This is a genomic window from Pseudomonas sp. R15(2017) (genome assembly GCF_002112685.1).
Classification (GTDB): domain Bacteria; phylum Pseudomonadota; class Gammaproteobacteria; order Pseudomonadales; family Pseudomonadaceae; genus Aquipseudomonas; species Aquipseudomonas glycinae.
The window spans coordinates 247,293-270,137 of record NZ_NEII01000010.1 but is presented as its reverse complement, the minus strand read 5'-3'; the positions used below and the strand labels follow the sequence as shown (position 1 = coordinate 270,137).

Sequence of the window (22,845 nt, the reverse complement as noted above, 5' to 3'; positions counted from 1 at the left end):
TCAGGCGATCAGTACCCGTCCGATCAGCCTCCGTGATTCTTCTGGAAAGTCGCCTCCCCCATCGCTGCAATCTGCCCCTCGATCAGCGCCTCGAACGGCTTGAGCAGCGGCTCGAACGACGCCGGCGCTTCCAGCGTCTGCAACGCCTGAACAATCGCCTCGATGGTCGACAGCGCCCCCGGCCCCGGTGCCTTGCGCAGCCGATACCGTGAAACTCCGCCCTCGGCCAGCGTCACCCGTGGCAACGCCGCCAGCAAGGGATTGAGGTGCAACATCTTGCGCGCCTTGCGCCACGTGCCGTCCGGCACCACCAGCAACAGCGGTTCATCGGACGCGGCGTAAGCCTGCATCGGTTGCGCATTGTCCGCCGGAAACAACAACCGTGCCCGATAGCCCGGTCGGTTCAGCAGCGCGGGCAAATCCTCGAAAACCTCACCGACGATCAGCTCGGCATTGTTCAAACCGAGCGCCGCCAGCCGTGCGGTGTTGAGTGCGTGATTGACCTCGCTCGGGTGCTGCAACAGCAACACCCGGGTGCGGCTGTCGAGGCTGGGGATCAGCGGGCACAGGCAATGGGTTTGTGGGCGCAGGCAGCGCGGGCATTGGGGTCTGGACATGTTCTTTATGCCTGATTGAGCTGCGCTTTGAGCAGATCGCGGAAAGTCTGGATCAGCGGCTCGCGGCTGCGGCCACGGCGCATGATCATGGAAAACGGTGCCTGATAGCCGAAGGTGGCCGGCAGCAGCACCCGCAAATCGCCCTTGTCGGCCCAGGCCTGGGCGTAGTGCTCCGGCAGGTAACCGATGTAGGCGCCGGACAACACCAGAATCAGCTGCGCTTCCATACTTTCCACGGTCGCGGCGCTGTGTTTGAAGCCGTGGCGCGCCAGTTCGGCCTGGCTCCAGTAACCGCGCCCGACCATCCGTTGCTGGGTAATGACCTGTTCGGGAATCCGCCGTTCGTTGAACAGCGGGTGCCGGTTGCTGCAATACAGCCAGTGCTGCTCGCGGTACAGCGGCATGTACACCAGACCGCTCATGCGCGTGGAGAATGCACCGATGGCCAGGTCGAGACGATTGTCCTGCACACCGAGTTGCAGTTCATACGGGCTCATCACCGACAGATGCAAATGCACCGCCGGGTGTTCCTGGCTGTAGGCGCCGATGGCTTCGGCGAACGGCAGGGCCTTGTCGCTGACCGTCGAGTCGATCACCCCGAGGTTCAGCGTGCCGCGCAGTTCGCCCTTGAGCGCAGCGGCGTATTGCTCGAAACCTTCGAGCTCGGCGAGCAGGCGCAGAGTTTCCTGATGGAACAGTTCGCCCTTGCTGGTCAGGCTGAAACCACCGCGCCCGCGATGGCACAGCACCAGACCGAGCGCGGCTTCGAGCTGGCTCATGTAGGTGCTGATCGCCGAGGTCGACAGGTTGAGTTCCTGCTGCGCGTTGGCAAACCCCTGATGACGCACGACGCTGACGAAGATGCGCAACAGTTTCAGGTCGGGTAAAGCGTTGGCCATGTCTACTCCAAGGATCGTTCTCCATAGATCGTTCCCACGCTCTGCGTGGGAATGCATCCCGTGACGCTCCGCGTCACAGCCGTGAAGCGGACGCAGAGCGTCCTGGGCGGCATTCCCACGCGGAGCGTGGGAACGATCAGTGACGAGCGCACGGGGGAAGTCTGGCATTAGTTTAGAAATTTCTGAACTAAGTATTTGCCCGTAGCGATTCTTCCGCCCCACTACATTTCGCAGAATCGGCCCACAGCGGTGCCCGTGACCTTGCGAATGCGGTGCGCCGACATAAATAAAACAAAGACGATGAGGCCCTACCCGTGGACAAGATTCTTCACCAACCACTGGGCGGCAACGAAATGCCGCGCTTCGGCGGCATCGCCACCATGCTCCGACTCCCCCATGTACCGACCGCTGCCGGCCTGGACGCTGCCTTCGTTGGCGTGCCGCTGGACATCGGTACTTCGCTGCGCCCCGGCACCCGCTTCGGGCCGCGCGACATCCGCACCGAATCGGTGATGATCCGCCCTTACAACATGGCCACCGGCGCAGCGCCGTTCGACTCGCTGTCGGTTGCCGACATCGGTGACGTGGCGATCAACACCTTCAACCTGCTCGACGCCGTGCGCATCATCGAAGAGGCCTACGACAACATCCTCGAGCACAACGTGATCCCGATGACCCTGGGTGGCGACCACACCATCACCCTGCCGATCCTGCGTGCGATCCACAAAAAGCACGGCAAGGTCGGTCTGGTGCACATCGATGCCCACGCTGACGTCAACGATCACATGTTCGGCGAGAAGATCGCCCACGGTACGACCTTCCGTCGTGCGGTCGAAGAAGGTCTTCTGGACTGCGACCGCGTGGTGCAGATCGGTCTGCGGGCGCAGGGCTACACCGCTGACGACTTCAACTGGAGCCGCGATCAGGGCTTCCGCGTGGTGCAGGCCGAAGAGTGCTGGCACAAGTCGCTGGAACCGCTGATGGCCGAAGTGCGCGAGAAAGTCGGTGGCGGCCCGGTGTACCTGAGCTTCGACATCGACGGCATCGACCCGGCCTGGGCGCCTGGCACCGGCACCCCGGAAATCGGTGGTCTGACGACCATTCAGGCGATTGAAATCGTTCGCGGCTGTCAGGGCCTCGACCTGATCGGCTGCGATCTGGTAGAAGTCTCGCCCGCTTATGACACCACCGGCAACACCTCGCTGCTGGCCGCCAACCTGCTGTACGAAATGCTCTGCGTACTGCCGGGCGTGGTCCACCGCTGAGGCTCGGGTCATGAACGAACGTGATCAGGTTCTGAAAGCGGCCGCCGATCTGGTGTCCGCCTTCGCCCGCAACGATCGCGAAGCCTACTTCGGCGCGTTCAGCGCCGATGCGAGCTTCGTGTTCTACACCCTCGAACAGCCCCTGCTGTCGCGCGATGCCTATCAGGCGTTGTGGGACAACTGGCGCGCCGAGGATGGCTTCGAGGTGCTGTCCTGCACTTCGAGCAACGCCTTCGTCAGCCTGCAGGGTGACGTGGCGATTTTCATCCATGACGTGGCCACCGAGCTGCGCATGCAAGGGGAGCAACACTTCAGCCAGGAGCGCGAGACGATTGTTTTCAAGAAACAAGCGTCGAGCCTAGAACAACAAGGCCATTGGCTGGCCTGCCACGAACATTTGTCCGCAATGCCGGAAGGGCTGCCATCCCCTTAGCCAAGACAGGTGACGCTCACGCACGATGAGCGCGCCTTTATGATCGGAGCAGATCATGAATAACAACAACAACGACCAAAGCCTTACGCAGATTGAAACCCACGGGGTCGAACAGATCCCGGACAACGAACGCACCGCCGGTCCCGTGGACTTGTTCCGCATGATCTTTGGCGGCGCGAATACCTTTGCCACCGCCGTGCTCGGCAGTTTCCCGGTGCTGTTCGGCCTGTCCTTTCAGGCGGGCGTCTGGGCGATTGTCTCGGGCGTGCTGCTTGGCTCGCTGATCCTCGCACCGATGGGCCTGTTCGGTCCGCTCAACGGCACCAACAATGCCGTGTCGTCCGGTGCGCACTTCGGCGTGCACGGGCGGATCGTCGGTTCGTTCCTGTCACTGCTGACCGCCATCGCCTTCTTCTCGCTCTCGGTGTGGAGTTCGGGAGATGCGCTGATCGGTGGTGCGAAACGCCTGATCGGCCTGCCGGAAACCGACCTGACCCTGGGCCTGGCCTACGGTCTGTTCGCGATTCTGGTGCTGACCGTGTGCATCTACGGCTTCCGCTTCCTGCTGTGGGTGAACAAGGTCGCGGTGTGGAGCGCGAGCCTGCTGTTCCTGCTGGGCATCTTCGCCTTCGCCGGTCCTTTCGATTCGCACTACGCCGGTACCGTCAGCCTCGGCCAGCCGGGCTTCTGGGCCGCGTTCATCGGCGCCGCGCTGGTGGCCATGAGCAATCCGATTTCCTTCGGCGCGTTCCTCGGCGACTGGGCCCGCTACATCCCGCGTGAAACCTCGCGCAAGCGGATCATGGCGGCGGTGATTTTCTCGCAGATCGCTACCTTCATCCCGTTCCTGTTCGGCCTGACCACCGCCACCATCGTGGCGATCCAGGCGCCGGACTACATCGCGGCCAACAATTACGTCGGCGGTCTGCTGGCGGTGTCGCCGAGCTGGTTCTTCCTGCCGGTGTGCCTGATTGCGGTGATCGGCGGCATGTCCACCGGCACCACGTCGCTGTATGGCACCGGGCTGGACATGTCCAGCGTGTTCCCGCGTCTGCTGTCGCGAGTCAAGGCGACGTTGCTGATCGGCGTGCTGTCGATTGCCTTCATCTTCATCGGGCGCTTTGCGGCGAACCTGGTGCAGAGCGTGTCGACCTTCGCGGTGCTGATCATCACCTGCACCACCCCGTGGATGGTGATCATGATCATCGGCCTGGTGGTACGTCGCGGCTTCTACTGCCCGGACGACCTGCAAGTGTTCACGCGCGGCGAGCAAGGCGGACGCTACTGGTTCAGCCACGGCTGGAACTGGCGTGGCCTGGGCGCGTGGATCCCGAGCGCGGCGGTCGGCCTGTGCTTCGTCAACCTGCCGGGGCAGTTTGTCGGCCCGCTCGGTGAACTGGCCGGCGGCATCGACATCAGCCTGCTGGTGACCCTCGGTCTGGCCTCGGTGATGTACCTGATGCTGCTGAGCCTGTTCCCGGAACCGGCGCTGGTCTACGGCCCGAAGGATCCCCGCAGCAAAGGCGCGCATGCGCCGGCTGAAGCGGCGCTGCGTCAGGCTGCCTGATCAACCCTGTGGGAGCGGGCTTGCTCCCACAAGGGCAGCCTCATAGAACCAATTTTGTTTCACCATAAAAAAGACAATCGGAGACACGCCATCATGGCTTTGGATTTATTCGTCGTCCTCATCTACGCCGCCGGCATGCTCTTGCTCGGCTACTTCGGCATGCGCAAGGCCAAGACCAACGAGGACTTCCTGGTGGCCGGGCGTAACCTCGGGCCAAGCCTGTACATGGGCACCATGGCCGCGACCGTTCTCGGTGGCGCGTCCACCGTCGGCACCGTGCGTCTGGGCTACGTGCACGGCATTTCCGGTTTCTGGCTGTGCGCGGCACTGGGTTGCGGCATCGTGGCGCTGAACCTGTTCCTGGCCAAGCCGCTGCTGAAACTGAAGATCTACACCGTTACCCAAGTGCTGGAAAAACGCTACAACCCGATGGCCCGCTCGGCGAGCGCGGCAATCATGCTGGCCTATGCACTGATGATCGGCGTGACCTCGATCCTCGCCATCGGCACCGTGCTGCAAGTGCTGTTCGGCCTGCCGTTCTGGGTCTCGGTACTGCTCGGCGGTGGCGTGGTGGTGGTGTACTCGGCCATCGGCGGCATGTGGTCGCTGACCCTGACCGACATCGTCCAGTTCATCATCAAGACCGTTGGCCTGATGTTCATCCTGTTGCCGATCTGCCTGTACCGTGTCGGCGGCTGGGACGAACTGGTGCTGAAGCTGCCGGCTGCGGCATTCAATTTCACCACCATCGGCTGGGACACGATCATTACCTACTTCATGATCTACTTCTTCGGCATTCTGATCGGTCAGGACATCTGGCAACGGGTGTTCACCGTCAAGAACGAAAAAGTGGCTCAGTACGCCGGTAGCTTCGCGGGCATCTACTGCATCCTTTACGGTCTGGCCTGCGCCCTGATCGGCATGGCTGCACACGTGTTGATCCCGGATCTGGACAACGTCAACAACGCCTTCGCCGCAATCGTCAAATTGTCGCTGCCGGACGGTATCCGTGGTCTGGTGATCGCCGCTGCCCTGGCCGCGATGATGTCCACCGCCAGCGCCGGCCTGCTCGCCGCCGCCACCACCCTGACCGAAGACCTGCTGCCGAAACTGCGTGGCGGCAAACAGTCGAGCCTGGGGGTGAACCGTCTGTTCACCCTGCTGACCGGTGTGGTGGTGCTGGGCATCGCGCTGGTGGTCAACGACGTGATCAGCGCCCTGACCCTCGCTTACAACCTGCTGGTGGGCGGCATGCTGATCCCGCTGATCGGTGCGATCTTCTGGAAACGCGCGACCACCGCCGGCGCCATCGCCAGCATGGGCCTGGGTTTCGCCACGGCACTGCTGTTCATGTTCAAGGACGGTCTGGATGCCAACACCCCGATCTACTACAGCCTGGCTGTGGGTCTGGTGAGTTTTGTGGTGGTCAGCCTGTTTTCCCGTCGCCCTGCCCCGGTGGCCAGCGCGGTCTAAGCTCGCTATAACGACTTGATGCTTTCTTCGGCGGGTGTGGCGTCGGTTGCCACACCCGTTTTTTTCGTCTGGAGAAAATGCTTGATGAAGATTGTTTCTCGCGATCAGTGGTTCGAAGTGCAGCACCTGAGCGACGGCATTCGGCTGATTCACGAGCCGTTCATCCGCCCGTTCTACCGCTGCAACCTGTGGCATGTTCAGGGGCGGGACAAGGATTTGCTGCTCGACAGCGGTTCCGGACTGGTCAGCCTGCGCGAGCAACTGCCGTGGCTGACCGAGCGGCCGCTGGTGGCAGTAGCCAGTCATTGCCATTTCGATCACATCGCCGGACATCACGAATTTGCCGAACGGCTGGTACATCCGGCCGAGGCGGACATTCTGGCGGCGCCGGATGGTGAGAATGATCTGAGCCGGGCCTTCGTCGGCGACGACATGTTCGAAGCGCACCCGGATTGCCCGTTGTGCTACGCCGAATACCGGGTCAAGGCGGCGCCGGCCACCGGGTTTGTCGAGGATGGCGATGTGCTGGACCTGGGCAACCGCACGTTGCAGGTGCTGCACACGCCGGGGCATTCACCGGGCGGGATCAGCCTCTACGAAGCGGCCAGCGAAACCCTGTTCAGCGGCGACATCATTTACGACGGGCCGTTGATCGAGGACGCCTACCATTCCAACCTCGACGACTACGCCGCCAGCCTGCGGCGCTTGCAGGGGTTGAAGATCCGCACGGTGCATGGCGGGCACTTCGGCAGTTTTTCCGGAGAGCACCTGCGCGGGATGATTGACGAATGGTTGCGCCGGCACGCTTGAGGCCTGCTGTACTTCAGTCAGATCAACCACAATAAAAATCTGCCATGAGAAGAGCTGCCGTGCGTGCTGCCGTGCACCGCTTCATCCTGCGCCTGCTGGAAAATCGTGAATTCGACGACCACACCAGCCTTGCGCAACTGGGGCTGGAAAAAGCGGATATCGAGGATCTGATCTTCCATCTGGAAGATGAATTCGGACTGACGGCCTTCACCGCCGAAGAGGATCGGATGCTCAAGACTGCGAAAACCGTGAATGACCTGAGCCGGTTTCTGATGGAAATCGGGCGTCACTGAAAACAAAAGATCGCACCCGACCGCCACTCCATGAAATTGCGATCGGTTGTCGTACGCTTTTTTCTTGCTGAGCGCTCAGGCGACCGCTCGTCGAAACTGATATTTCTGACAGTAGCTGCCGAGTACAAGCTGACTCTACCTTTCAGTCGTGGAAGCCTCTCACTGAGAGAGGTTTCCCACCACATAAACAAATTGAAAGGTGAAAAAGATGGCTACTGTACATCCGCCTGCTGGGACAGTCCCTGCCAAGCTCGAAATTGGAGACACTGTAACGATCAATGGGTCTATGGCTGAATCCAGTAATGGTGCTGTCAGTGTGTATGCTCCACATCCAGAAGGAACGAGGGACATGAAATTCTCGCGAAGTTCGCCAAACACGTTTTCTTTTATAGTCGAACACGTCTCGGGCAACGTAAGTTATTACGTAAGATTTGCTGCGGGCAGCCCCTATTTCCCCGAAGCACACCTGGGCAACGCCGACGTTCAGTATCCAGGCAACACCTGAGTGTGAATTCGCTCATCCGGTCTCATTACGGATGAGCGCTCTTTATTGCTTTTACCGCAAAGTTTCTGTGCGAGATTAATGGCAAATGGTCGCGTTGATACACTTTGATGAAGGCCGATCAACATCGGACTCATTGAAAAAAATCGCACCCGACCGCCACTCCATGGAGCGACGACCGGGTGCGATCTTTTGTCGTTTAAAACCTTTGACCCTTCAAAGCGGGGCATTACCGCCGACGTGGCTGACGCCGACGCTGTTCGTCATCGGTGCGAATCGGGACCGGTTGCAGAGGCGGTTCGATCAAGCCGAGGGCAACACCCAAATCGTGCAGCCAGTTTTGAATTTTCTCTTTCATCGTCATGCCCCCTTCAGGGTGGTGCTGAGCGTCCGGAATTCTGAGGCCGCTTCGCACTGATAATAGTCCGAAGTCCTACGTAATGCTCGGCCAAATCCGCAATGATCTGTTACTGAATTGATCCAAATCCCTGACCGTTCGTTCAAGCCGTTTCCTGCACGTCTTCGCCAGCCACGGGATAGAGCGCCTGCTGCTGTTCGATCCACGCATTGAGGTTGGCGCCGACCATGCCCCGGCGCCACATGAGCCATGTTGTCGCACTGGCAAAAGGCTCGGCCAGCGGATGCACCGCCACGCTTTCGCGACCCGGCAGGCTGGCGAGCATCGACTCCGACATCAGCGCCACGCCGCTGCCGGCAATCACGCAGGCGAGCATGCCCTGATAGGACTCGATCTCCATCGCCCGGCCCATTGCCGCCTGATAATGCGCGAACCACGCTTCCAGCCGCGCGCGATAGGCGCAGCCATGACGGAAGGTGAACACCGCCCGACCTTCGACATCCCTGGCGCTGCGTATCGGCGGGTGATCGGCCTCGCTGATCAGCACCAGCCGTTCATTGCACAGCGGCACCCCGTCGATCCCGGCCAGTTGCGGCGGGCCGTCCACCAGCGCCGCATCGAGGCGACCGGTGAGCAGGCCTTCAAGCAGTTCACCACTGGGCCCGGACTGCACCTGAAGATTCACCGCCGGATACTGCTTGTGATACCGCGCCAGCAGTGCCGGCAAATGGATCGCGGCGGTGCTGTACAGCGTGCCGAGCACGAAATCCCCCGCCGGTTGCCCGCCCATCACCGCCGCACTGGCCTGATCGCGCAAGGCGAACAGTTTGCCGGTGTAGTCCAGCAGGACTTTTCCCGCAGGCGACAACTGCAAACGCTGACGTTCACGGACGAACAGTTCAACACCCAGTTGCTCCTCCAGCTGTTTGAGCCGGGTCGACAGGTTCGACGGCACGCGATGCAGACGCTCGGCGGCACGGGTGATCGAGCCCTCCTCCGCCACGGCCTGGAAGATCCGCAATTGGCTGAATTCCACAACCTTTCTCCCGAACTGAACAAGTTACTCACTATTATTCAATTTTAAAGAAAGTCAATCAGTCCTAGCCTGACGGTCATTGAACCTCCAACGGAATTCAGACCATGTCCCCGCTGATTCGCTTATCCGCCTGTTTCATTGCCCTGATGATGGCCATGGGCATCGGGCGTTTCGCCCTCACCCCGCAACTGCCGCACCTGCTCAGCGAAGGCCAGATCGACCTGACCGCCGCCGGTCTGATTGCGGCGGCCAACTACCTCGGTTACCTGCTCGGCGCGGTGGATGCGATGTTTTCCCGCCGGCCCGATCAGGTGCAGCGGCGCCTGCACGGCGGCCTGTGGTTGTGTGTGCTGCTGACGCTGGCGTCGTTCTGGGCCAACGGTTTCTGGTCGCATTTGCTGCTGCGTTTCGGCACCGGTGTCGCGAGCGCCTGGGTGCTGGTGATGATTACTGCGCTGAGTCAGCCGCTGGCTGCGGCGGCGGGTCGTCCACGGTTGGGCGCGCTGGTGTTTGCCGGGCCGGGGTTGGGAATTTTTCTGACGGGGTTGCTGGCGCTGTTCTCACATCTGGCGCAGCAGACTTCCGCTACCTTGTGGCTGATCTATGCCGCCGCGGCACTGCTGATGTTGCTGGGGATCGTACGGATCCTGCCGCAACCGGGTGTCGGTGTGCCGGCCACTCCGACTGCCGTGAGTTCGTCGAATCGCGGCATTGGGCGTTTGGCGGTGGTGTATGCCTTGTATGGCGTGGGCTACATCATCCCGGCCACGTTCCTGTCGCAGATGGCCAACGCGCAGTTTCACGGACAGTGGCAGGCCGATCTGTTCTGGCCGTGCTTCGGCCTCGGCGCGGCAATCGGGGTTCTGCTGGTGAGTTTGCGTCGGCACGATCCGGAAACCACCCGGCACTGGCTGATGGCGACGTTATGGCTGCAAGCCGCCGGTGTGTTCGCTTGCCTGCTGGGCAGCGGCCTCGGCCTGGCACTCGGTGTGATCCTGTGCGGCACGCCGTTCCTGGCCTGCATGCAACTGGTGATGCAACGCTCCCGGGAACTGGCGCCCCACGCCACCCAGCGCAACGCCGGCCTGCTCACCGCGTGCTTCGCCGTCGGTCAGCTCAGCGGGCCGTTGCTGGCGGCGGTCAGCAGCCATTTCAGCGGTGGCCTGCAACCGGCGCTGGTGATCGCCGGCAGCGGCCTGCTGATTGCCGGCGGTCTGGCGTGCAAATCCGTTACGGCTGACCGAGGGCTTTGCGCAGGCGCCGACGCACCCACTGTTCCGCGCTGACGAAGGTGATGCCGAGTAACACCAGCACGGCGCCGATGATGAAGTTCAGGCTCAGTTCTTCGCCGAGCAACACCACACCAAACGTGACGCCGAACAACGGCGTCATGAAGGAAAACACCGCGAGGTTGGCCGCCAGATAACGGCGCAGCAGCCAGAACCAGGTCAGGTAACTGAAGAACGACACCACCAGTCCCTGGAACAGCACGCTGCCCACGGCTACGACGGTCAGGCTGACGTGGGTGATCTGGCCGCTGAGCAGCGCGATCAGCAACAGGCCGATGAAGCCGACGATCAGTTGATAGAACAGGGTCAGCGTCACCGGCGCTTCCGACAGACGCGAAGCGCGCACCACCACGGTGGTCGCGCCCCAACTGGCACCGGCCAGCACGCCGAGGGCATCGCCCATCAACATCCGGCGGTCGAGGTTGTCCCACGACACGCCGCCGGCAAACGCCACGGCGATCCCGACGAATGCCATGAAGATCCCCAACCATTGCACCGGCCGCAAGCGCTCACTCGGCAACAGGAAATGCACGCCCAGCGCGGTGAAAATAGGCGCGGTGTAGAGGAACACCGACATGTGCGCCGCCGTGGTCAACTGCAAGCCTTCGGAGATGAACAGGAACTCCAGACCGAACAAGGCACCGGCCAGCAAGCCGCCGCGCCAAGTGTTGCCGACCTGATCCCAACCGCCCTTCCAGCAGATGAGCAACCCTACCAGCAACGCGGAAATTCCCGACCGCCCCGCCGCCTGCATTACCGGCGCAATGTCGGTCGCCGCCCACTTGATCATCACCTGCTGCACGCCCCAGATCAGGCACAGGCCGATCATCACTTGCAGGGCGAACCCGTCGGCACTGCGCCGACTGACGCTCACCTCGACACCTCGAACACACACGACATGGCAGCTTTTCCAATGGTCAAACAAAGCCCCGGCTCTTTGTCCGGGGCGAAAAAAAATAGTGAGGGGATTATTAACCAGTCAGCTCGAAAAAGCCGTCTGGAAAAGACATTTGATTCTCATGGAGCGTCAGAGCTGAATGGCTGACGGCTGCGCCGTCAATCGCTGGCAAGCCAGCTCCCACAAAGTCCTTGTCGTGCTCAGGTTTGCAGAAACTCCATATCACTTGTGGGAGCTGGCTTGCCAGCGATGGCGTCAGTTCAGGCGACCGAAATCAACGGACTGACCTACCAACCCGGCTGGTCACAAAAAATCCGACCGCACAGGCCAGCGCCGTGGCAAACGTCCCCCAGGCCCAATCCATCAGCGACACCTGTGCTGACCAGCCGCGCAAGGTCGCCCAGTTGGTCAGGTCATAAGTGCCATAAGCGACCAGCCCGAGCAGCGCTCCAAAACGAGCGGCGCGTTGCCAGGTCAGCGACGGCAACACCACAAACACCACGCAGCCGAAAACGTACAGGCAATAAAAAACCGCTGCCGGCACCAGCAACGGTTTTTCAAGCATCAACGAACCGAGCAGTTCGCGATAGGTCGGCGCCATCAACACGCCGAGCCAGAGCCCGTCGAGCAAAAGAAACGCCAGCAATGTGGCAACGTAGGCAATCAGCGCTTTTTTCATCTGCCCGACCTCAAGTAAGCCCATGCAACATGGGCCACGTCAGGCTCAGGTTAGTTCAATGCGATCGGCGTGAATGACAATCTGGCCGTTCTTGTACAACGAACCGATAGCCTTCTTGAAGTTGCCCTTGCTGACACCGAACAGGCTGCTGATCAGTGCCGGATCGCTCTTGTCGCTGACGGCCAGGGTGCCATCGTTTTCGCGCAACTTGGCGAGGATCTTCGAGTTCAGGCTGCTGGCCGCTTCCTGCCCTACCGGTTGCAGGCTCAGGCTGATCTTGCCGTCGGCGCGCACTTCCTTGATAAAGCCTTTCTCGCGCATGCCGGCCCGCATGAACTTGAAGATTTCATTCTTGTGAATCAAACCCCAGTGCTTGTTGTTGATGATCGCCTTGAAGCCCATGTCGGTGGCTTCGGCAACCAGCAGATCGACTTCCTGGCCCGCGCTGTAGTTGGCCGGGGTCTTGTCCAGATAACGATCCAGACGCGCGGTGGCGGTGATGCGGCGGGTGTGCTTGTCGAGGTAGACATGCACCACGCAGTACTCGCCGGCAGTCATCTGGCGTTTTTCTTCGGAGTAAGGCAGCAGCAGATCCTTCGGCAGGCCCCAATCGAGGAACACGCCGATGCTGTTGACTTCAACAACTTTCAAACTGGCAAATTCACCGACCTGAACTTTTGGTTTTTCAGTGGTGGCAATAAGTTTGTCATCGCTGTCCAGATAAATGAAAACATTGAGCCAGTCTTCATCTTCGCTGGGAATATCTTTGGGGATATAACGGTTGGGCAAAAGAATTTCGCCGTCCGCACCGCCGTCCAGATATAAACCGAAGTTAGTGTGTTTAACCACTTGCAAACTGTTGTAACGCCCGACTAAAGCCATTTCCAATACCCTCATTGCGTGGGCGGCATTCTACCCGGTTTTGCCGTGCTGGTTGGCCGTCCGATCGGCCGGCCGCGCGAAAATCTGTGGGAAGCCTTGATTTTCCTGGATTTCGCGTTGGATGGGCGCCGCTCGTCAGGCCAGCGTGATGGCTTTCACGCGCTCCCGACACCGCCGAACATCATGGAATCGCCTAAATGTTGTTAGTTAAAACAGCAGGTTAGCGAGATATTTCGAATAATTAATCGAGAATAATCCACCTGCAAGCCGGGTTATTCCGGGGGATATTTACCAAGCAATTGTCAAGTTATTCCTGTACGATGCCTGGCCGAGTTACTTTTCTACAGGTTAATGGCCGCCATGCGTGTAAAAGCATCCACCAGCAAAGCAAAGCCAGCTCCAGCCGTTGAAACCAGCGAATCGATCAACGATCAGATCGCGGCATTCCTCAAGTCCGGCGGCGAGATTCAGCAAATTGCCAAGGGCGTCAGCGGCCAGACGTTCGGCCCGTCCAAGCAGATCAGCCTGGGCAAGAAGTAACACCCCGCAGCACACCTGTCCAAAGGCGCTTTGAGCTTCGAAGCGTCTGGACCGGATCCCTCGCAAGACCTCTCTCGCGTTTAATCAAACATTCAAAACCGCAGAAATCGACGAACGGCCCTCGATGCCGATCATTCGCCGGTATCCTTGCACGCGTCTGGATCAAGCGTTTCAGCAGGTTTACCAGCCTGCGCTCGCTATTCAAGGAGTGACGCATGCTCAAACCCTTCTGTTTATTACTTGTAGGCCTGCTGGCGAGCCCAGCGGCGCATGCGCAGATTTTCCAGCGTGAGCTCGGCGACTTCGACCTCAAACTCGGCACCACGCCCAGCCGCAGCATGGCCCAAGGGCTGGTCAAGCCTTCGGCGGTCGGTTCGTTCCACGGCGGCCTGGACCTGAGCCACGACAGCGGCCTGTATGTCGGCCAGTACGCACCGAGCATGGGTCTCACGCCGGGGAAGAATCTCGAAATCGATTCCTACGTCGGCTTTAAACAACCTTTCGATCAAACCCTCGGCTACGAAGTCGGGATGATCCATTACAGCTATCCCAAGGTCGACACCCTCGACAGCCAGGAACTGTTCGGTGGCCTGACCCTGCTCGGCAGCCGGATCGGCATCGCCCTGAGCAACGATCCCGATAAACAGAACAACACCCTGTTTGCCGACCTGGGCGGCAATCAGCCGTTCGGCATAGGGATCAGCATGAAATACACCACCCATCAGCTCAACACGCCGGTCTCGGTGGACGGCGGTTATGTGAGCAGTTTTACCGATTGGTCGGTGAAACTTTCCCGGCCGTTCATGGGCATCGATCTTGACCTGATCTACAGCAATTCGAGCCTCAGCGGCAGCGATTGCTCGGCCTATTCCGGGCATAACAGTCAGTGCGACGGACTGGTCACACTCAAGGCCGAACGCCCGTTCTTTTGATTGGCTGAACTGCCGGGCCCCTCCTGTGTTCAGATGAGAATCAGACCCTCAAGGCTGGCTTTCGCAAGGATTCGCCCATGTCTAGCTGGTTCCAACGCCTCGCCGTTCTACTGATCCTGACCCTCGCCCTCGGCGCTTGCAGCCGCGTCGGCCTGGCCTATCGCAATCTCGATGTGATCATTCCGTGGACGCTCAGCGACTACCTGGACATGAACGGCGAGCAGAAAGGCTGGTTCAACGAACGCCTCAGGGAACACCTGAGCTGGCACTGCACCACACAGTTACCGGGTTATCTGGACTGGCTCGATCGCCTTCAAACCATGGTCGAGACCAATCAGGTCACCGACGCCGCACTTCAGGCCCGCACCGCAGAGGCCAAGCAGGCAATCGCCGAAACCGCCCGGGAAATCACCCCGTCGGCGATTGAATTGCTGCAAGGCCTGGATGATCGGCAGGTCGCTGAAATGAACGACGCCTTTGCCAAAGACCTGCAAAAGCGCGAGCAGGAATACCTCAAGCCTCCGCTGTCGCAGCAGATTGCCGAACGTGGCGCGCGCATGGACAAGCGTCTCAACGATTTGCTCGGCCCGTTGAGCGCGAAGCAGGAACAGCGGGTGATGGCCTGGTCGACCGCTCTGGGCGATCAGAACACCCAGTGGATTGCCAACCGTGCTCACTGGCAGAAGCAGTTCAGCGCGGCGGTGGCGCAACGCAAAAGTCCTGAATTCCCACAGCGGATCGAGACGCTTCTGGTCAATCGCGAACGTTTATGGACAGCGGATTACCAAAAGGCCTACGCCAATACCGAAGCGCAGGCCCGTTCGCTGTTCGTTGATCTAATGGCTGACAGCACCCCGCAGCAACGCCAGCGCCTGTTGAAAAAGATTGAGGGGGTGCGCAAGGATTTCAATGACTTGAAGTGCCTGAAGGCCGCACAAAAAAGCTGAGATCACTGAAAAACCCATGTGGGAGCGAGCAAAATCGCTCCCACATTTTTTGTGCAAAGCCTCAGGCTATCTGCGCTTTGGAGGCCACCTCATCGAATGTCAGCTCATCCAGCGCATCTTCCTGCTCATCGAGCACCTGACGCGGATGATCGTTGCCGGGAATGCTGCTGTCGATCAGGCTCAACAGGCTGGAGCCACGCGGGGTCAGGCTGAAGTTGTTGCCGGTACTGCCCTCGTCTTCGCCACGGGGCTGAATGTAACCGCGCAACAACAGCAATTGCTCATAGTCGCAGGCCAGCGTTTTCAGGTGATCCAGATTCTCGATCGCCTCGCCCGCCGCCGCTTTCTCCGCCGCATAGTCTTCGGCGAATGACCGTGGCGCGAAGCTGTGGCCCGCGCCGTTCTGCACTTCATGCAGCAGGCGCTCAATCAAATCCCAGTTATAAGTCGTCATCCTGATTCAACCTCCGGTGCGCGTGATTTTTTGGCGCGTTCACAGGTTGTGACCGGAGCGTGGCGTCACCGTTCAGGATTATTCGGCGCCCCGACCGACCGGCGGTCTGTCGATTTCCCGAGTGGTTGAACGACTAGTCTGAGACAGACGGTTTCAACCCCCGCAGGAGAAATCATCATGAACGTTGAGAATCATCCGGTGGTGTCGCGCGAAGCATGGCTCGCCGCCCGCAAGCAGCATCTGGCCGATGAAAAAGCCTTCACCAGGGAACGCGACCGCCTCAGCGCCAAACGCCGCGCCCTGCCCTGGGTGAAGGTCGACGAGGATTACCGCTTCATGGGACCGAACGGCGAATTGAAACTCGTCGATCTGTTCGGTAACCACAGCCAACTCGTCGTTTACCACTTCATGTTTGCCAAGGGCTGGGAGGAAGGCTGCCCGGGCTGTTCATTCCTCAGCGACCACATCGACGGCGCCAACCTGCACCTGGCCCATCACGACATTGCGCTGGTGGCGGTGTCCCACGCACCGTTCGCCGAATTCCAGGCGTTCAAGCGCCGGATGGGCTGGAAATTCAAATGGGTGTCGTCCAACGGTTGCGATTTCAACTACGACTTTGGCGTGTGCGCCCGCGCTGAGGATGTCGAAGCAGGCAAGGCTACGTACAACTACGAAAAGACCGACAGCGCCGAGGAAGAAATGCCGGGGCTGAGCGTGTTTTATCGCGCCGACAACGGCGACATTTTCCACACCTACTCAACGTACGCCCGAGGTCTGGACATGCTGGTCGGTGCGTACAACTTTCTCGACCTTACGCCCAAGGGCCGGAACGAGGACGAGATCATGGAATGGGTGCGGCATCATGATCGCTACGACGGCGCCGCAAAATCCAGTTGCTGCCGTGATGGGTAGCCCGTCAGCGTGGACGGGTTCAATGGTGCCGCAGGATGTGCGATGCTAGGTCGAACGAGCCGACACGGCTTCGTTCGACTATAATTGGCACATTCCCGCATCAAGAGGCCGATATGGAAAAGCTGAGTCTGCAAACCAAGAAAGCCTGGTTCGCGAAGCAACGCAGAGCCAATTTCGCGGCCAGCCTGCGCCTGGAAGGCTTTGTTCCATCTCCCACTGATGGCGATATCAAACTTCCCACAAGGGCCGCTGCTTTGAGAGCGGTCCAGCTCTTGAAAGCTTGAGCAACGATAAATACGGTTCTGACCAAGCCCCGGATTGTTATCCGGGCACTGATGTTCTTGTCAATTTGCTCGACTTGCGCAATGCCGAAGACCTAGATGAAGCAGAACGCTACATCAATGAAGTCGCCTCTGCGCGTTTGGAATTCATTCCTCCTCCCTACAGCCTTGCAACTTTAAAACGAGTGCACCGCACCTTGTTTGAAGCGATCTATCCATGCGATCAAGACGAATGGATCAAGGCGTGTATTCACTCCTACCACGGTGATGACGATCTTCTTGTCGATGTATTCAACCGATGCATAGGCATTTCAATTGCCGACGTCGACATTTGACAAAGGCATCACCCCAACGCTAGTCGCAGTGAACTTTTCGCTGGCCAAAACCCTCAACCGGGTAACCCGCCTTAACCGGAACTGAGGCCTGCCCCCATGAAAAACCTGCTCAAGCTCACCCTCGCCGCCACGCTTGCCTGCGCCCTGCCCGTCTGGGCCTGTACGCCGGAAGAAGCCACCGCCAAACGCGAGCAACTGGCCAAGGAAGTCGCGAAGCTCACTGAGCAAAACCCGACCAAGGCCAAGGAGATCAATGCCGAGTTGCAGAAAATGGATCTGGGTACGGCCTCCGCCGATCTGCCGGACAAATGCCAGTTGATTGATCAGCGCTTGAAGGAACTGGGTTCGGCCGAGAAGAAAACCGAGGGATAGCACCCGCGCAGACAACGGCAGGCTTTGGCATCGATCAGGCTGGATCGATACCAGAGCCTGCTTTCTTTTGTCCGGAAACTTGCATTAGTGCATTTTGTTATTTGCACAAATGCATATTCACACCTAGGGTTACCCCGAGCCTGATCGGAACCGGCCATCGGAGATGGCAACCCTTTAGCACTGATCGCTCGGCAATACCGTTATCCCGCAAACGCGGAACGTTTGTTTTCATTCATGGAGGATTGAAAAATGTTAACCACTGAAACAACGGCATTCACCGGCAACACCCTGCCCGAATGTCTGATCGGCCATCTGCTCGACCCGCAACTGGTCGAGGTCGAAGCGGCTGCACAAAACCGTGCCTTGGCGGCCGCCAGCCTGAACTTCACCATGCAGCAACAGACCCAGACCAACTGGTGCTGGGCTGCGGCTTCCGCCTCGGTCGGCAATTATTACGGCACCGGGTCGTGGACCCAATGCGCCGTTGCCAGCGCCGCGCTGGATCGCAACTGCTGCAATCAACCGGGGCCGTGCAACGTGTATGGCTATCTCGACGTTGCGCTGAAAATCACCCGCAGTTTCAACGGCATGAATTCGGGCTCGCTGCAAATGTCGGCCATCCAGAACCAGATCAACATGGGTCGCCCCGTCGGCCTGCGCTGTGCCTGGTACGGCGGCGGAGCGCACTTTCTGGCGATCTACGGCACCAACGGCAATTACGTGCTGGTCGCGGATTCGATTTACGGCTATTCGACCCGCGCGCTGAATTCCTTCCCCGGTTCCTACAACGGTGGCGGCAACTGGACCCACACTTACTTCACGGCGAAAAACCAGGGGGCGGCATCATGAAACTGACTTATCCAAAAGCGCCTTCCAACGGCGTACAGACCTTGCGTCCGGCCCTGCAGGCCGCGTTGCAGACCCAGGGCTTCGGCGTCAATCGCCAGTTCGCCAGTGCTGCGCCTGCCGGGATCAGCCTAAGCGAGGCCTATCGCGGCTACTCGCTCAGTCTGGACGACCTGAGCCAGGGCAAAGGCCTGAAAAACGCCCGAGTGGGTGACTGGCATTACCTGGTGTTTTCCGGCGGGGTATCGATTGCCGATGCGCAATTGGCCGAAGTACGCGGTCACGTCGAGTTCGCCTCGTTGAACCACGGCAACCTGGCGAGCGCCACGGTCGATGCGCTGAAACTGGCGGAGCAATCGCCGCAACTGAAAGGCAAAACCGTTGAGCTGCGGATGCTGTTTGTGTCGGCGCTGCACCTTGTGGCGATCTGGCTGCACGCGGCGGGTGAAGACGTGCTGATCCCGATCGAGCCAACCCCCAAGGAACTGGCACTGACCGGGCTGTACAGCGAGGCCGCCCTGTTCGCACAGCTCAAACCGGCAGCCGATCAGGCCAAGCGGCGTTTTGATGCCGACACCACTGGCCTGCTGGGCAGTTGATAAACGCTGGCAATAAAAAACCCGGACCATGTCCGGGTTTTTCTTTGCCTGCCTGAAACGGCTTATTCCGCCGCTGGCGCTGCCGGTTTGCGGCGTTTCAGCGGGGCCATGCCATCGCTGCTCACCAGAGCGTCCGGCTTCGGACGGTTGGCGCTCTTGCGTTTGGTCGGGGTCTTGGCGGCGGTTTTCTTCTTGTCGCCCTTGGCATCGGTCTTTTTCTTCTTCACGCCGACAGCCTTGCCCGAGGCCTTGACCTTTTTCGGTCCGCCGTAGGTGCCTTTGACTTCCTTGATGGTGCGGCGCTCGAAGCTCTGCTTCAGATAACGCTCGATGCTCGACATCAGGTTCCAGTCGCCGTGGCAGATCAGCGAGATCGCCAGACCGTCGTTGCCGGCACGGCCGGTACGACCGATGCGGTGCACGTATTCGTCGCCGCTGCGCGGCATGTCGAAGTTGATCACCAGATCCAGGCCGTCAACGTCCAGACCACGGGCCGCCACGTCGGTGGCCACCAGGATCTTCACGCCGCCCTGCTTCAGACGGTCGATCGCCAGCTTGCGATCCTTCTGGTCTTTCTCGCCGTGCAGCACGAACGCCTTGTATTCCTGGGCGACGAGGCGACCGTAGATGCGGTCGGCCATGGCCCGGGTATTGGTGAAGACGATGGCCTTCTGATAGGTCTCGTTGGCCAGCAGCCAGTTGACGATCTGTTCTTTGTGCTGGTTGTGGTCGGCGGTGATGATCTGCTGACGGGTGGTGTCGTTCAGTTGGCTGACCGCATTGAGCTGCAGGTGCTCAGGGTTGTTCAGCACCTTGGCGATCATCTCGCGCAGGCCGGAACCACCAGTGGTGGCGGAAAACAGCATGGTCTGCTGACGGTTCGGGCATTCGTCGACCAGACGCTGCACGTCTTCGGCGAAACCCATGTCGAGCATGCGGTCGGCTTCGTCGAGCACCAGCACTTCGACTTCTTTCAGGTCGAGGTTGCCGGCGTTCAGTTGCTCGATCATCCGGCCCGGGGTACCGATCAGGATGTCCGGCACCTTGCGCAGCATGGCGGCCTGGACCTTGAAGTCTTCACCGCCGGTGATCAGGCCGGACTTGATGAAAGTGAACTGCGAAAAGCGCTCGACTTCCTTCAGGGTCTGCTGGGCCAGCTCGCGGGTCGGCAGCAGGATCAGGGTCTTGATGCTGACGCGAACCTTGGCCGGGCCGATCAGGCGGTTGAGGATCGGCAGGACGAAAGCGGCGGTCTTGCCGCTACCGGTTTGCGCCGTCACCCGCAGGTCACGCCCCTGAAGCGCCAGCGGAATGGCCGCGGCTTGCACAGGCGTTGGCTCGACAAATTTCAGCTCGGCCACGGCTTTGAGCAGGCGTTCGTGCAGGGCGAATTGGGAAAACACGGGTGCTACCTCGAAGATATGCAAAAAATCAGCTGCATAGGTTACCGGTTTCGAGCGCTCAGGCCGAGTTTCTTTGTGAAATCCGCCGTAATCAGTGGCTTTTTTGTTGCTCGATTTGTCTCCAACGGTAATACACAGCGTCTTAAATGCTCTAATCGCCCGTCGCGTCTTACAGAAGAATCGTTTCACTCATGGATTTCAAACAGCTCTGGCTCAATGCCCAAGACCTCTGGGGTGCCCTCGAACAGCACCCGCTCCTGCACGCCGGCCTGGCACTGCTCCTGTTATTGGTGATCGCGCTGGTACTCGGACGAGTGGCGCGTTATCTGATCCTGCATGCCAGCCGCATGCTCGGTCGCCAGCCCGCGTTGCACTGGATCAACGACTTTCGCCATAACAAGGTATTTCAGCGTCTGGCGCAGATGACGCCATCGCTGGTGATCCAGTTCGGCCTGCACCTGGTGCCGGAACTGAGCAAGACCGCCACGGTGTTCCTCGGCAACGTGGCGCTGGCGTTCACCATTCTGTTCCTGTTGCTGTCGGTCAGCGCCCTGCTCAATGCGCTGCTGGACATCTACGCCCGCACCGAACACGCCCGCACCCGCTCGATCAAGGGGTATGTGCAACTGGCGAAAATGGTCCTGTACGTGTTCGGCGCGATCATCATCGTCGCCACCCTGATCGACCGTTCGCCGCTGTTGCTGCTGTCGGGTCTGGGTGCGATGTCGGCGGTGATCCTGTTGGTCTACAAGGACACCCTGCTGTCGTTCGTCGCCAGCGTGCAACTGACCAGCAACGACATGCTGCGGGTCGGCGACTGGATCGAAATGCCGCAGGTCGGCGCCGATGGCGACGTGGTCGACATCACCCTGCACACGGTCAAGGTGCAGAACTTCGACAAGACCATCGTTTCCATCCCGACCTGGCGCCTGATGTCCGAGTCGTTCAGAAACTGGCGCGGCATGCAGCAGTCCGGCGGGCGGCGGATCAAGCGCAGCCTGTTCATCGACGCCAGCGGTGTGCGCTTCATCCGCGACGACGAAGAAGAAAAACTCTCCCAGGTGCACCTGCTGACCGCTTACATGGGGCGCAAGAAAGCCGAGCTCAAGGCCTGGAACGAAGCCCAGGGCAACGTCGCGGCGATGTCGGCCAACCGCCGGCGCATGACCAACATCGGCACCTTCCGCGCCTATGCCTTGGCTTACCTGAAGAGCCATCCGGAAATCCAGCCGAACATGACCTGCATGGTCCGCCAGATGCAAACCACCGCCCAGGGCATTCCGCTGGAAATCTACTGCTTTACCACGACCACGGTGTGGGCCGATTACGAGCGGATCCAGGGGGATATTTTCGATTACCTGCTGGCGGTGCTGCCGGAGTTTGGGTTGAGCCTGTATCAGCAGCCGAGCGGTGGGGATTTGCGGTCGGGGTTGTTGCCGGCAGTCCTTGGCGCGAGCCACATTCCAGAAGCCGAAAAACATCTGATGTAGCGCTTTCTTCAAATGCAAAAAAAGACGCAACCTTGGTTGCGTCTTTTTTTTCCCGCCGATTTATCAGGCCTGCCGCTGCGGTGCCTTGTGCACCATGGTGTAGGCGTAGTCGACGCCCATGCCGTATGCGCCGCTGTGTTCCAGCACCAGGTCCATCACTGCCTGATAAGTGTCTTTGTGCGCCCAGTCACGCTGGTACTCGAGCAGCACTTGCTGCCAGGTCACCGGCACCGCGCCGGCCTGAATCATCCGCTGTACCGACATGTCATGGGCTTCCTTGGTGGTGCCGCCGGACGCGTCGGTGACGATGTACACCTCGTAGCCTTCAGCCAGGGCTTCCAGAGCCGGGAAGGTCAGGCAAACCTCGGTCCACAGCGCGGCGATAATCAGCTTTTTGCGCCCGGTGGCCTTCACGGCGTCAACCAGCGCCTTGTCTTCCCAGGAGTTCATCGAGGTGCGCTCGATCGGTTTCTGCTCAGGGTGTACTGCCAGCAATTCCGGCCAGATGTAGCCGCTGAAGCTTTCGGTTTCGACCGAGGTGTAAATGGTCGGCACGTTGAAGATCTTGGCAGCCTTGGCCAGGCCAACGGTGTTGTTCTTCAGGGTCTGACGGTCAATCGACTGTACGCCGAAAGCCATTTGCGGCTGGTGGTCGATCAGGATCAGGGCGGAGTTGGTTGGGTTCAGCAGTTCACGGATAGACATGGCGCGTTCCTTTTGATGTCGATTCAAA

27 protein-coding genes are annotated in these 22,845 nt (G+C 59.9%); 17 read left to right on the top strand and 10 right to left on the bottom strand.

Annotation, left to right across the window (positions count from 1 at the left end; all coding sequences use genetic code 11):
• Positions 1 to 23 precede the first annotated feature (23 nt).
• The gene (locus tag CAF77_RS21435; protein ID WP_064383222.1) at positions 24 to 617 is read right to left on the bottom strand and encodes a tRNA-uridine aminocarboxypropyltransferase; all 594 of its coding nucleotides are present in this window, start codon (positions 615 to 617) and stop codon (positions 24 to 26) included.
• 5 nt (positions 618 to 622) lie between these two features.
• Positions 623 to 1,516, bottom strand: coding sequence for a LysR family transcriptional regulator (locus CAF77_RS21430; RefSeq protein WP_039772530.1), 894 nt, complete (start codon positions 1,514 to 1,516; stop codon positions 623 to 625).
• A gap of 314 nt (positions 1,517 to 1,830) precedes the next feature.
• Between CAF77_RS21430 and speB the strand changes: the two genes are divergently transcribed.
• The 6 genes from speB to CAF77_RS21400 all read left to right on the top strand — a co-directional run bounded on the left by speB (position 1,831) and on the right by CAF77_RS21400 (position 7,357).
• The gene (gene speB / locus CAF77_RS21425; protein WP_007956591.1) at positions 1,831 to 2,781 is read left to right on the top strand and encodes an agmatinase; all 951 of its coding nucleotides are present in this window, start codon (positions 1,831 to 1,833) and stop codon (positions 2,779 to 2,781) included.
• 10 nt (positions 2,782 to 2,791) lie between these two features.
• Positions 2,792 to 3,214, top strand: a complete 423-nt coding sequence (locus CAF77_RS21420) for a nuclear transport factor 2 family protein (RefSeq protein ID WP_064383221.1) — start codon at positions 2,792 to 2,794, stop codon at positions 3,212 to 3,214.
• Positions 3,215 to 3,269: 55 nt separating this feature from the next.
• Entirely contained in the window at positions 3,270 to 4,781 is a 1,512-nt protein-coding gene (locus CAF77_RS21415; RefSeq protein WP_064383219.1) for a cytosine permease, read from the top strand.
• Positions 4,782 to 4,874: 93 nt separating this feature from the next.
• A complete protein-coding gene (locus tag CAF77_RS21410) occupies positions 4,875 to 6,254 on the top strand; it encodes a sodium:solute symporter (RefSeq protein WP_085655493.1) in 1,380 nt (459 codons plus the stop codon).
• Positions 6,255 to 6,338: 84 nt separating this feature from the next.
• On the top strand, positions 6,339 to 7,064 hold the full coding sequence (locus CAF77_RS21405) for an MBL fold metallo-hydrolase (protein WP_064383215.1): 726 nt from the start codon (positions 6,339 to 6,341) through the stop codon (positions 7,062 to 7,064).
• 44 nt (positions 7,065 to 7,108) lie between these two features.
• Positions 7,109 to 7,357 carry a phosphopantetheine-containing protein gene (locus tag CAF77_RS21400; protein ID WP_039772540.1) on the top strand — a complete coding sequence of 83 codons (249 nt, stop codon included), beginning with the start codon at positions 7,109 to 7,111 and terminating at the stop codon, positions 7,355 to 7,357.
• 731 nt (positions 7,358 to 8,088) lie between these two features.
• On the opposite strand, the gene CAF77_RS29560 is transcribed toward CAF77_RS21400, so the two are convergent.
• Positions 8,089 to 8,217, bottom strand: a complete 129-nt coding sequence (locus CAF77_RS29560; protein WP_003184145.1) for a PA1414 family protein — start codon at positions 8,215 to 8,217, stop codon at positions 8,089 to 8,091.
• Positions 8,218 to 8,359: 142 nt separating this feature from the next.
• Positions 8,360 to 9,253, bottom strand: a complete 894-nt coding sequence (locus tag CAF77_RS21395; RefSeq protein ID WP_064383213.1) for a LysR family transcriptional regulator — start codon at positions 9,251 to 9,253, stop codon at positions 8,360 to 8,362.
• Between the two features lie 104 nt (positions 9,254 to 9,357).
• Between CAF77_RS21395 and CAF77_RS21390 the strand changes: the two genes are divergently transcribed.
• Positions 9,358 to 10,539: an MFS transporter gene (locus CAF77_RS21390; RefSeq protein ID WP_064383211.1), complete on the top strand. Its 1,182-nt coding sequence runs from the start codon at positions 9,358 to 9,360 to the stop codon at positions 10,537 to 10,539.
• Here CAF77_RS21390 and CAF77_RS21385 read toward each other — a convergent pair.
• From CAF77_RS21385 to CAF77_RS21375, 3 genes are all read right to left on the bottom strand, one after another.
• A complete protein-coding gene (locus tag CAF77_RS21385) occupies positions 10,484 to 11,416 on the bottom strand; it encodes a DMT family transporter (protein ID WP_064383209.1) in 933 nt (310 codons plus the stop codon). The two genes, CAF77_RS21390 and CAF77_RS21385, sit on opposite strands and share 56 nt — an antisense overlap.
• 298 nt (positions 11,417 to 11,714) lie before the next feature.
• Positions 11,715 to 12,119: a DUF2177 family protein gene (locus tag CAF77_RS21380; RefSeq protein ID WP_064383207.1), complete on the bottom strand. Its 405-nt coding sequence runs from the start codon at positions 12,117 to 12,119 to the stop codon at positions 11,715 to 11,717.
• A gap of 45 nt (positions 12,120 to 12,164) precedes the next feature.
• Positions 12,165 to 13,001 carry a S1 RNA-binding domain-containing protein gene (locus tag CAF77_RS21375; protein WP_064383204.1) on the bottom strand — a complete coding sequence of 279 codons (837 nt, stop codon included), beginning with the start codon at positions 12,999 to 13,001 and terminating at the stop codon, positions 12,165 to 12,167.
• 351 nt (positions 13,002 to 13,352) lie between these two features.
• Here CAF77_RS21375 and CAF77_RS21370 point away from each other — a divergent pair, with 351 nt between their 5' ends.
• From CAF77_RS21370 to CAF77_RS21360, 3 genes are all read left to right on the top strand, one after another.
• Entirely contained in the window at positions 13,353 to 13,541 is a 189-nt protein-coding gene (locus CAF77_RS21370; RefSeq protein ID WP_016985943.1) for a hypothetical protein, read from the top strand.
• 215 nt (positions 13,542 to 13,756) lie between these two features.
• Positions 13,757 to 14,473 carry a TorF family putative porin gene (locus tag CAF77_RS21365; RefSeq protein WP_064383203.1) on the top strand — a complete coding sequence of 239 codons (717 nt, stop codon included), beginning with the start codon at positions 13,757 to 13,759 and terminating at the stop codon, positions 14,471 to 14,473.
• Positions 14,474 to 14,550: 77 nt separating this feature from the next.
• Entirely contained in the window at positions 14,551 to 15,420 is an 870-nt protein-coding gene (locus CAF77_RS21360; protein WP_085655494.1) for a DUF6279 family lipoprotein, read from the top strand.
• 61 nt (positions 15,421 to 15,481) lie between these two features.
• Here CAF77_RS21360 and CAF77_RS21355 read toward each other — a convergent pair whose 3' ends face one another.
• Positions 15,482 to 15,874 carry a hypothetical protein gene (locus CAF77_RS21355; protein WP_064383197.1) on the bottom strand — a complete coding sequence of 131 codons (393 nt, stop codon included), beginning with the start codon at positions 15,872 to 15,874 and terminating at the stop codon, positions 15,482 to 15,484.
• Between the two features lie 177 nt (positions 15,875 to 16,051).
• Between CAF77_RS21355 and CAF77_RS21350 the strand changes: the two genes are divergently transcribed.
• The 6 genes from CAF77_RS21350 (at position 16,052) to CAF77_RS21325 (ending at position 19,219) form a co-directional block, all read left to right on the top strand.
• Positions 16,052 to 16,786: a thioredoxin family protein gene (locus tag CAF77_RS21350; protein WP_064383196.1), complete on the top strand. Its 735-nt coding sequence runs from the start codon at positions 16,052 to 16,054 to the stop codon at positions 16,784 to 16,786.
• A gap of 113 nt (positions 16,787 to 16,899) precedes the next feature.
• Positions 16,900 to 17,070: a YhfG family protein gene (locus CAF77_RS21345; RefSeq protein WP_007956564.1), complete on the top strand. Its 171-nt coding sequence runs from the start codon at positions 16,900 to 16,902 to the stop codon at positions 17,068 to 17,070.
• Complete coding sequence (locus tag CAF77_RS21340) at positions 17,067 to 17,402, top strand: hypothetical protein (RefSeq protein ID WP_084777054.1); 336 nt, start codon at positions 17,067 to 17,069, stop codon at positions 17,400 to 17,402. Before CAF77_RS21345 ends, CAF77_RS21340 begins: the two co-directional genes overlap by 4 nt.
• Before the next feature lie 96 nt (positions 17,403 to 17,498).
• Complete coding sequence (locus CAF77_RS21335; protein WP_011332969.1) at positions 17,499 to 17,774, top strand: hypothetical protein; 276 nt, start codon at positions 17,499 to 17,501, stop codon at positions 17,772 to 17,774.
• Between the two features lie 249 nt (positions 17,775 to 18,023).
• A complete protein-coding gene (locus tag CAF77_RS21330; RefSeq protein WP_064383194.1) occupies positions 18,024 to 18,623 on the top strand; it encodes a papain-like cysteine protease family protein in 600 nt (199 codons plus the stop codon).
• Positions 18,620 to 19,219 (top strand): hypothetical protein, encoded by a 600-nt coding sequence (locus tag CAF77_RS21325; RefSeq protein ID WP_064383191.1) that lies wholly within the window; start codon positions 18,620 to 18,622, stop codon positions 19,217 to 19,219. Before CAF77_RS21330 ends, CAF77_RS21325 begins: the two co-directional genes overlap by 4 nt.
• Positions 19,220 to 19,281: 62 nt before the next feature.
• On the opposite strand, the gene CAF77_RS21320 is transcribed toward CAF77_RS21325, so the two are convergent.
• Positions 19,282 to 20,622, bottom strand: a complete 1,341-nt coding sequence (locus CAF77_RS21320) for a DEAD/DEAH box helicase (protein ID WP_011332966.1) — start codon at positions 20,620 to 20,622, stop codon at positions 19,282 to 19,284.
• Positions 20,623 to 20,813: 191 nt separating this feature from the next.
• Here CAF77_RS21320 and CAF77_RS21315 point away from each other — a divergent pair, with 191 nt between their 5' ends.
• Positions 20,814 to 22,112: a mechanosensitive ion channel family protein gene (locus tag CAF77_RS21315; protein ID WP_011332965.1), complete on the top strand. Its 1,299-nt coding sequence runs from the start codon at positions 20,814 to 20,816 to the stop codon at positions 22,110 to 22,112.
• Between the two features lie 63 nt (positions 22,113 to 22,175).
• Here CAF77_RS21315 and CAF77_RS21310 read toward each other — a convergent pair whose 3' ends face one another.
• Positions 22,176 to 22,817 carry a hydrolase gene (locus CAF77_RS21310; RefSeq protein ID WP_007956548.1) on the bottom strand — a complete coding sequence of 214 codons (642 nt, stop codon included), beginning with the start codon at positions 22,815 to 22,817 and terminating at the stop codon, positions 22,176 to 22,178.
• Positions 22,818 to 22,845: the final 28 nt, after the last annotated feature.

Coding starts and splice junctions, on each gene's coding strand:
- CAF77_RS21400 (WP_039772540.1), top strand. CDS start 7,109: ATGAGAAGAGCTGCCGTGCGTGCTGCCGTGCACCGCTTCATCCTGCGC.
- CAF77_RS21335 (WP_011332969.1), top strand. CDS start 17,499: ATGAAAAACCTGCTCAAGCTCACCCTCGCCGCCACGCTTGCCTGCGCC.
- CAF77_RS21325 (WP_064383191.1), top strand. CDS start 18,620: ATGAAACTGACTTATCCAAAAGCGCCTTCCAACGGCGTACAGACCTTG.
- CAF77_RS21310 (WP_007956548.1), bottom strand. CDS start 22,817: ATGTCTATCCGTGAACTGCTGAACCCAACCAACTCCGCCCTGATCCTG.
- CAF77_RS21410 (WP_085655493.1), top strand. CDS start 4,875: ATGGCTTTGGATTTATTCGTCGTCCTCATCTACGCCGCCGGCATGCTC.
- CAF77_RS21355 (WP_064383197.1), bottom strand. CDS start 15,874: ATGACGACTTATAACTGGGATTTGATTGAGCGCCTGCTGCATGAAGTG.
- CAF77_RS21435 (WP_064383222.1), bottom strand. CDS start 617: ATGTCCAGACCCCAATGCCCGCGCTGCCTGCGCCCACAAACCCATTGC.
- CAF77_RS21315 (WP_011332965.1), top strand. CDS start 20,814: ATGGATTTCAAACAGCTCTGGCTCAATGCCCAAGACCTCTGGGGTGCC.
- CAF77_RS21360 (WP_085655494.1), top strand. CDS start 14,551: ATGTCTAGCTGGTTCCAACGCCTCGCCGTTCTACTGATCCTGACCCTC.
- CAF77_RS21380 (WP_064383207.1), bottom strand. CDS start 12,119: ATGAAAAAAGCGCTGATTGCCTACGTTGCCACATTGCTGGCGTTTCTT.
- CAF77_RS29560 (WP_003184145.1), bottom strand. CDS start 8,217: ATGAAAGAGAAAATTCAAAACTGGCTGCACGATTTGGGTGTTGCCCTC.
- CAF77_RS21420 (WP_064383221.1), top strand. CDS start 2,792: ATGAACGAACGTGATCAGGTTCTGAAAGCGGCCGCCGATCTGGTGTCC.
- CAF77_RS21330 (WP_064383194.1), top strand. CDS start 18,024: ATGTTAACCACTGAAACAACGGCATTCACCGGCAACACCCTGCCCGAA.
- CAF77_RS21405 (WP_064383215.1), top strand. CDS start 6,339: ATGAAGATTGTTTCTCGCGATCAGTGGTTCGAAGTGCAGCACCTGAGC.
- CAF77_RS21415 (WP_064383219.1), top strand. CDS start 3,270: ATGAATAACAACAACAACGACCAAAGCCTTACGCAGATTGAAACCCAC.
- CAF77_RS21345 (WP_007956564.1), top strand. CDS start 16,900: ATGGAAAAGCTGAGTCTGCAAACCAAGAAAGCCTGGTTCGCGAAGCAA.
- CAF77_RS21370 (WP_016985943.1), top strand. CDS start 13,353: ATGGCCGCCATGCGTGTAAAAGCATCCACCAGCAAAGCAAAGCCAGCT.
- CAF77_RS21430 (WP_039772530.1), bottom strand. CDS start 1,516: ATGGCCAACGCTTTACCCGACCTGAAACTGTTGCGCATCTTCGTCAGC.
- CAF77_RS21375 (WP_064383204.1), bottom strand. CDS start 13,001: ATGGCTTTAGTCGGGCGTTACAACAGTTTGCAAGTGGTTAAACACACT.
- CAF77_RS21350 (WP_064383196.1), top strand. CDS start 16,052: ATGAACGTTGAGAATCATCCGGTGGTGTCGCGCGAAGCATGGCTCGCC.
- CAF77_RS21365 (WP_064383203.1), top strand. CDS start 13,757: ATGCTCAAACCCTTCTGTTTATTACTTGTAGGCCTGCTGGCGAGCCCA.
- CAF77_RS21390 (WP_064383211.1), top strand. CDS start 9,358: ATGTCCCCGCTGATTCGCTTATCCGCCTGTTTCATTGCCCTGATGATG.